Here is a 6843-nt window from a genome sequence, read left to right as displayed (position 1 = left end):
CAGCCGGGGTCGTACTTGTCGATCTCCTGGAGGATCTTCTCGGTGTTCTCCTTGGCGGCTCTCTGCAGGTCTTGCGCGTCTCTCGTCGGGCGCCTGACGCCGTCGATCTTCTGATGCTGCCGGCCGCCGAACGATTCGCTGTGGTCCCGGTGCAGTTCGGTCGGTGTCGCAATGGTGGGGGCGTTGTCGACGATGGCGGTCTTCTCGGCCTTGGTGAGCGGCGCTCCCTTGATCTCGGCGGCACGCTCGAGCAGCGCCTTCTGCGACGGGATGTGATCCCAGTTCATCCCTTCATTGTCGTGTTTCAACCGATCCTTGTAGGGGCCCTTCTGTCCGCACTTCGGCTTCGGCTTGACCTTCTTCTTGACCTGGGTGTCTTTCTTCTTCGACCCACCACCCGATTCGGCCTTTGCAGCTGCGGCTTCCTTCTCGGCCTTTTTTGCCGCGGCCTCCGCTGCTTCTTTCTCGAGCTTCTCTTTCGCGATCCGCTCGGTAAGGAGCTTCTCGGCCTGCTTGATGCCGACCCGCTCGCCGCCCTTCAGTGCGCCCTTGATCGCGACCTTGCCCGCCTTGGCTGCAATGCCGCCACCCGGCACCAGGTTGGCGGCCGCTGATGCGCCGGAGATGGCGGCATTGACGTAGTCGCCTTCGGCCGCATAGATCGCCGCGTTGGCACCGTCGGCGAAGATGCCCACCACGGGAATGACGCCGCCGACGTCCAGCACGGTGTGGGTGATCGAACTGCCCCAGCTGCTCCACCAGCTCTCTTCCTTCGGCGTCTCGGGCTTGACCTCGGGATTTGCCTGCTTGGCGGGCACCTGCGTGGACGGGGTGTCGCCGACGGCGGGGCCGAGCGTGTTGCCGTTGGCGTTGGTGCCGGGCTTCCTGGGCTTGAAATCAGGAAGCTTGGTGTTGGGTGTGTCTCGCTGGAGCTTTTCGTACTCTTCCTGGCTGAGCTGAATGAACGAGGTCGGCTCGCCCTGCGGTGGGTACGTGGGGTACCGCATGATCACCACCGGCTTCGGAACATCGGCCGGAATGAAGGCAATGCCGATCGATCCGCCGTCCCCCGTCGGGACAAAGGTCGCGGAGGTCGTGAGTTCCGTCATGCCCTACTTCCCGTTCATCCAGAACAGATCGTCATGCCGCACCACGAGCTTGCCCTCGGCGCGCACGGTTCCACTGTGATCCTTGGGATAGCACTTGCCCTGCACAGTCCCGCTCTTCACGCCCTTGGCTGCGCCCGCCGCGTCGCCGATGGTGGTGGGCACGATGCTCATGTCGTACACCACCACCGGATGCCCGTTGGCGCGCACACTGAGTGCCACCGACGTCGTGCTGTTCAGCTGCGCCGTCACGGGGTAAGGCACGGGCGGAATCGAGCTGCCCATGGGCGTCTTGCAGACGTCGGGGGCGAGGCTCACGACCTTCCAGCCTCCCTGCTTGCGCGCGGCGACGTTGGCGCTCATGGCGTGGGCTCCAGGTTCGCCGTCTGGCCGGGCTGTGGCGCGGAACGAACCAGCGGCGCATGCGGGTCGGTCTCGAAGCGCGCCTCGAGCACGCGCACGGGCGCGTCCGACGGAATCCACACGCGATGCACGAGCGACAGCGTTAGGGCTTCGGCATCCACGAGCACGGTGTCGGTGACCATGGGTAGCGGCAGCAATGCGCCGTTGTCGAGCCGCAGCAGCACCAGCGCGCGGTGGCCAGGCAGGGTGACCGACAGGTGGCCGTCCGGCGTCGACGCGGGGTCGGTCAGGTTCCACAGCTCGATGCGCGCGTCGGGCGGCAGATACGGAATCTGCTGGTCAGCGGGCGCCGCGTTCCAGTAGCCGAAGTCGAAGTCGTTCGGTGGCCAGGGGTGGCGCTGCGCGAGCCATGTGTCGTCGTAGGTGCCCGCGAGCGCCAGCCTGGGAGCCCAGGCCCGGCCCACGACGCCTAGCCCGGCCGGTTCGCGGCCATAGCCTTTCGCGACTTCGGCCATGGCCCGCGCATCCAGATTCACCCCGGCGTGCTTCGCCAGCACCGGCTGTTGCATGCGCTCGTGCGCTGCTTCGATCTGGGGCGCGGGCATCCGCTCGACGGCGGGCAGCCCGGCCTGGCGCGCCAGATCACCGGCACGCCGGTCGACCCAGCCCTGGCCCAGCGGGTTGGAGAAGCAGACCTCGTTCAGCAACGGCGGCTCATCGTCGGGAGCGTCGGGCCGGCGCAAGAGGCTGCGCCCGCCGAAGGCATGCTCCCAGCGCATGGGCACGCTCTCGACGGGCTGCGAAACAATGCGCGCCCATTCACGGCCATTGCGCAGATAGAGCAGAGAAGGACCGCTGACGAGCAGCCGCTTGTCGAGCACCGTGCGTGGCGCGGCCAGGGCCTCGGCCCGGCGCTTCTCGTCTTCCCATGCGGCGTGCTGCTGCGGCGTCAGCCGGGCTCCGGGGTGCAGCGGCTTGGGCGGCTCCGGTGGTTGCGCCCACTGCTGGCCGGCCGTCACTTTCACGCGCACTTCCCATTCGGGCGCGGGAATCCCCTCCGGGGCATGAGCGGTGGCATTCACGATCACGTCGCAGCGCGGCTTGTAGGGCGCCAGGTCGCTCTCCTCGCGCGGGCTCGATGCGCCCTCCTCGCCCCAGTAGGCGTCGGCCAGTGCCAGCGGCACCGGGTCGTCGTCGTTGACCTCGGCCTGCCAGCGGCCTTGCCTGCCGCGCACGAGCCGGTAGCCGACCTTCATGGCGACGACCCTGTACTCGCGGTCGCCCGGCGTGGCCGCGCGAAAGCACAGCGCGTCGAAGGGCGTGAGGTTGCGAAACTCCACTGCGAGGCACTCAGTTGAGGTCGATGTCCTTGCCGCTGATCTGCACCGGCCCGCTCGCGGAAAAATCGAAGGTCGACCCGTTGATGGTGACCGCGCCATCGGACGTCATGACCAGCGAGCTCTTGCCGCACACCAGCTCGATGCGATCGCCGGCATGCAGGGTCAGCGACTTGCCCACGTCCACGCGCTTGGACTGCCCCACCTGCTCGGTCTGCATCAGCGCGACGGTGGTGTTCATGGCCGCGCCCACCGTGATCTGGTAGCCGAGGCCGATGGTCAGCGCCTTCGCAAGCCCGATGGTCTCGGCCTTGGCCAGCGCGATGGTCTCCATCTTCGCGCCGCCGATGGTCACGGTCCGGTGCTCGCCGATGTTGATCGTCTCGTTCAGGCCGACCTTCTCGGTGCGGTTCATGCCGATGCCGATGGTCTCGTTGAGGTCGACGGTCTCGGTACGGTTCTTGTGCACCGTGATGGTCTCGTCGAGGTCCACCGTTTCCGTGCGGTTCTTGTGGATGGTGATGGTCTCGTTGCCATCGACCGTCTCGGTGCGGTCGTTGTGCACCGTGATGGTTTCGTCATGGTCCACGGTCTCGGTGCGGTCGTGCTTCACGTGCACGGTCTCGTCGTTGTCGATGGTCTTCGTGCGGTCGTGGCCGACCCAGTGGGTTTCGTCCTTCTCGACCTCGATGTCCTGGTTGCGCTCGGCATGGAGCCATACCTGTTCCGCGCCCTTCTTGTCCTCGAAGCGCAGCGCGTTGGCGTTGGCGTCGGTCGCGCCTTCGGTACTGCGCGTGAGCAGGCCGCTTTGCGTCGCATTGGCCGGCAGCGCCCACGGCGGCATGTTGTCGGCGTTGTAGCCGCGGCCCGTCACGATGGGCCGGTCGGGGTCGCCGTTCTCGAAATCGACGATCACCTCCTGCCCGATGCGCGGGATCTGGATGCCACCGAAGTTCGTGCCTGCCCAGGGGGAAGACACGCGCACCCAGCATGAGCTGTTCTCGTCCTTGGTGCAGTAGCGGTTCCAGTGAAAGCTGAGCTTCACGCGGCCGTATTCGTCGGTCCAGATCTCGCGGCCGGCCGGGCCCGTGACGATAGCGGTCTGCGGGCCCGTGGTGCGCGGCCTTGGCGCCTCCGGTTCCTGTGCGCGAAACACCTTGCTGCTGGGAAGCACCTCGAAATCGACCCGGCACTCGAACTCCTGCTGCGCGCTGGCATCGCCGATGTCCTGCAGCCGCAGATGCGCGTCGGTCACGAGGTACTCGCGGTTGGAGTCATTCTGCGGATGCCGCTCCAGCGTCATCAGGCAGCCCGGCACCACGGCGCGCAGGTTGCCCGACCCGCTGGCGCGTTCGCCCTGGCTGCCGGTTTCTTCCATGCGGGTGCGCACCAGCTGCTCACCCTCGGACTCGACCACGTAGTCGCCGGGCCAGCCGTAGCGCTCCTGGCTGCCTTGCGCCGTCTTGCGCGGCATGGCGCTCACCTGCTGCAGCCGCGCCTTGGGCCGCTTGAAATCGAAGTCGTCGGTGACCCAGCGGCCGCTTTGCAGCGTCTCGCAGGCGTTGAAGCGGTCGCAGTGTTCTTCGCGCACGGTGTCGTCGGCGCCATGGAACGGAATCTTCTGGTAGCCCGCGCTGGCGTACGGCTGGTGCGCCGACATGTCGTCCACGATCACCAGCTTGTGGCTGCCCTCGGCGTGCTCGAAGAAGTAGTAGAGCCCCCATTCGTGCATGAGGCGCGCGACGAAGTCGAAGTCGCTCTCGCCGTACTGCACCTGGAATTCGCGCGCCGGGTAGCTGCGGGTGGCCTTCACTTCATGGGCGAACTCGTAGTCGGACAGGACCTCGCCGAGGATGTCGAGCACGGTCTTGTTCTGGAAGATGCGGTAGTCGCTCGTACGCGTGGCCAGCGTGAGCCAGGGCTCGATCACGCCCTCGTACAGTGCGCGTCGGTTTTCCAGGCGCAGGAAGCGCACCCGAGTCACCAGCCCGGAGATGTGGCGCTTGTCTTCGCCTGCGCCGGGGCGCCCGTCCAGCACGATGTGCACCGTGAGTGTTTCGCCCACGAGTTGCTTGATGTTGACGTTGGCGGCCTGCCGCTCGTTGTAGCCCGCCTGCTCGGGCGTGCTGAACGTGATGGTGTAGCGGAACAGCTTGCTCAGGCCCTCGTCGCCGTCGATGGCGATGGGCTCCAGTGCGGGTTGCCCGCCAAGCGTGGGCATGGCGGCACAAGAAGCGGTCAGAACGCGGATTGCCCGCGCTGCGCCTGTTGGCATGACACTCTCCCCGGAATTCGGATCAACGCACGAAAATCACGGCATCGGGCCGATCCTCGCGGCCCGGTGAAACGGAAGCGGCCCGCTTCCGTTTCACGCACAAGGAAGGATCAGGCTTCCTTGTTTTCCTTGATGTTCCAGGCCAGTACCGTCTCGGCGCCCTTGCCGCCCTTGTCGGTCTGCTCCCAGTACTGCTGCTTCACCTTCGCGGCCTGGAACGAGTACTGCACGAACACAGCGTCAGAACCCTGTTCGGCCGTGTACTGCACCGAGGTGACGAGTACTTCTTCGAGCGTGACGCGCGTGTATTCGATCTGCGAACCGCCGGCCTTGCACGCCGACACTTCCACCTTGCTCAGGTGCTTTCCGCTCGCGCAACTCTTCAGCACCGACGGCGCAGCCTTGTCGATGCGCGCGAGCACCTGCAGGTCGTTGAAGCTGGCCTTGACAACACCACCGCCACCGCCGCTGACCATGTTTCCAGGCTGCGTTGCTCCCCACGAAAACGACTTGATGTCCGTCCACTCCTTGTGGTTCGAGTCCTTCGATTCGCCGTTCGCGCCTTCGACGCGCATGAACATGTCTACTGCCATGATTGATCGCTCCCTGGGTTGTGGCGCCCCCTCCGGGCGCCGTGAACATTTACCGCCACTGCGGCGGCACGATTGAAATCCGGTTGTGGCAACACTCATGTCGTGCCGTCACCGGAGCCAAGTGAGTGGGATGTTCGGATCGGACTGTGACAAATGGATTGAATTCGGATGAATTCCTTTCCTGATCGCGCCATTTCTCACAAATCATTTTTCGAGCGCTTCAAAGACGACAGCAAAAGAGTTAATCAAAATTAGCCAATGCTTCGAATCCGAAAACCAAACAGTTCATCGGCCTGATTCCTCATCGAACGCAAAAAGGCCCGCCATCGAAACGATGGCGGGCCTTTCCTGATTTGCAGAGCCGAGGGCAGCTACTCGGCCACGCGCACTTCGCTCAACCACTTCGCTGCCAGCGCAGGCACGATCTCCGCCGCCTTGCCCTGCAGGAAGGTGAAGCCGCGCGGCACCTCTTCCATGTCGAGCGCGACCAGCACCTTCTGCGCGGTGCGATCCGCGTATTGCACAAGGGATGCCGCCGGATAGACCGTGAGCGACGTGCCCACGACCAGCACTCGCGCTGCGGTGGCCACATGCTCCTCGGCCTCGTCGAAGTGCTGCACGGCTTCGCCGAACCACACGATGTCGGGGCGCAGCTGGGTGCCGTCTTCGCACAACTGGCCCATGGCGATCGGATCGCCATCGACGCGATAGCGCTTCGGCTCGGGCTCCGATGTGCCCCGTGCATATGCGAGCTGCCCGTGCAAATGCACCACGTTGCGCGAACCCGCACGCTCATGCAGCGCATCGACGTTCTGCGTGACGATCACGACCTCGTATGCCGACTCGAGCGACGCGATGGCAAGGTGCGCGGCATTCGGCTGCGCCTGCCACGCCTTCTGCCTGCGCTCGTTGTAGAACGCCAGAACCGCCTCCGGGTGCCGATGCCAACCTTCAGGGCTTGCAAGCTCCTGCCACGAGTAGCTGTTCCACAAGCCCTTGGCATCGCGGAACGTGGGCAGGCCGCTTTCGGCGCTCACGCCGGAGCCCGAGAGCACGACGATCTTGTTCGGTTGGACCTGGGGCTTCATGCTTCGGCACTCCTCTGGCTTTGTCGATGAATTATTGGCTCCCCGGACACGGATCGAACGTGTGACCTGCGCATTAACAGT

General features: G+C 65.2%; 6 protein-coding genes. All 6 read right to left on the bottom strand.

The features are described 5' to 3' along the window. Positions 1-1109, bottom strand: a 1109-nt coding sequence (locus tag ACT6S0_RS25505; RefSeq protein ID WP_444766538.1) for a hypothetical protein, incomplete at its 3' end; no start/stop codon positions are given. Between the two features lie 3 nt (positions 1110-1112). Beyond that, positions 1113-1469, bottom strand: coding sequence for a DUF4150 domain-containing protein (locus ACT6S0_RS25500; protein ID WP_093200218.1), 357 nt, complete (start codon positions 1467-1469; stop codon positions 1113-1115). After that, complete coding sequence (locus tag ACT6S0_RS25495; protein WP_444766537.1) at positions 1466-2809, bottom strand: DUF2169 family type VI secretion system accessory protein; 1344 nt, start codon at positions 2807-2809, stop codon at positions 1466-1468. Before ACT6S0_RS25495 ends, ACT6S0_RS25500 begins: the two co-directional genes overlap by 4 nt. Before the next feature lie 10 nt (positions 2810-2819). Further along, a complete protein-coding gene (locus tag ACT6S0_RS25490) occupies positions 2820-5027 on the bottom strand; it encodes a type VI secretion system Vgr family protein (protein ID WP_444766536.1) in 2208 nt (735 codons plus the stop codon). A 164-nt stretch (positions 5028-5191) separates the two neighbouring features. Then, positions 5192-5674 carry an Hcp family type VI secretion system effector gene (locus ACT6S0_RS25485; protein WP_444766539.1) on the bottom strand — a complete coding sequence of 161 codons (483 nt, stop codon included), beginning with the start codon at positions 5672-5674 and terminating at the stop codon, positions 5192-5194. A gap of 371 nt (positions 5675-6045) precedes the next feature. Further along, positions 6046-6762, bottom strand: coding sequence for an SIR2 family NAD-dependent protein deacylase (locus tag ACT6S0_RS25480; protein ID WP_444766535.1), 717 nt, complete (start codon positions 6760-6762; stop codon positions 6046-6048). Between the last annotated feature and the right edge of the window lie 81 nt (positions 6763-6843).

This window comes from Roseateles sp. (genome assembly GCF_052436255.1).
In the GTDB taxonomy this organism is placed as follows: domain Bacteria; phylum Pseudomonadota; class Gammaproteobacteria; order Burkholderiales; family Burkholderiaceae_C; genus Pelomonas.
Note: the sequence above shows the minus strand (reverse complement) of the source record. Positions and strands in the feature narration are given on the sequence as shown.

Bases quoted from the DNA above. Each gene is read 5' to 3' on its own strand.
- ACT6S0_RS25500 (WP_093200218.1), bottom strand. From the start codon at position 1,469: ATGAGCGCCAACGTCGCCGCGCGCAAGCAGGGAGGCTGGAAGGTCGTG.
- ACT6S0_RS25490 (WP_444766536.1), bottom strand. From the start codon at position 5,027: ATGCCCACGCTTGGCGGGCAACCCGCACTGGAGCCCATCGCCATCGAC.
- ACT6S0_RS25485 (WP_444766539.1), bottom strand. From the start codon at position 5,674: ATGGCAGTAGACATGTTCATGCGCGTCGAAGGCGCGAACGGCGAATCG.
- ACT6S0_RS25480 (WP_444766535.1), bottom strand. From the start codon at position 6,762: ATGAAGCCCCAGGTCCAACCGAACAAGATCGTCGTGCTCTCGGGCTCC.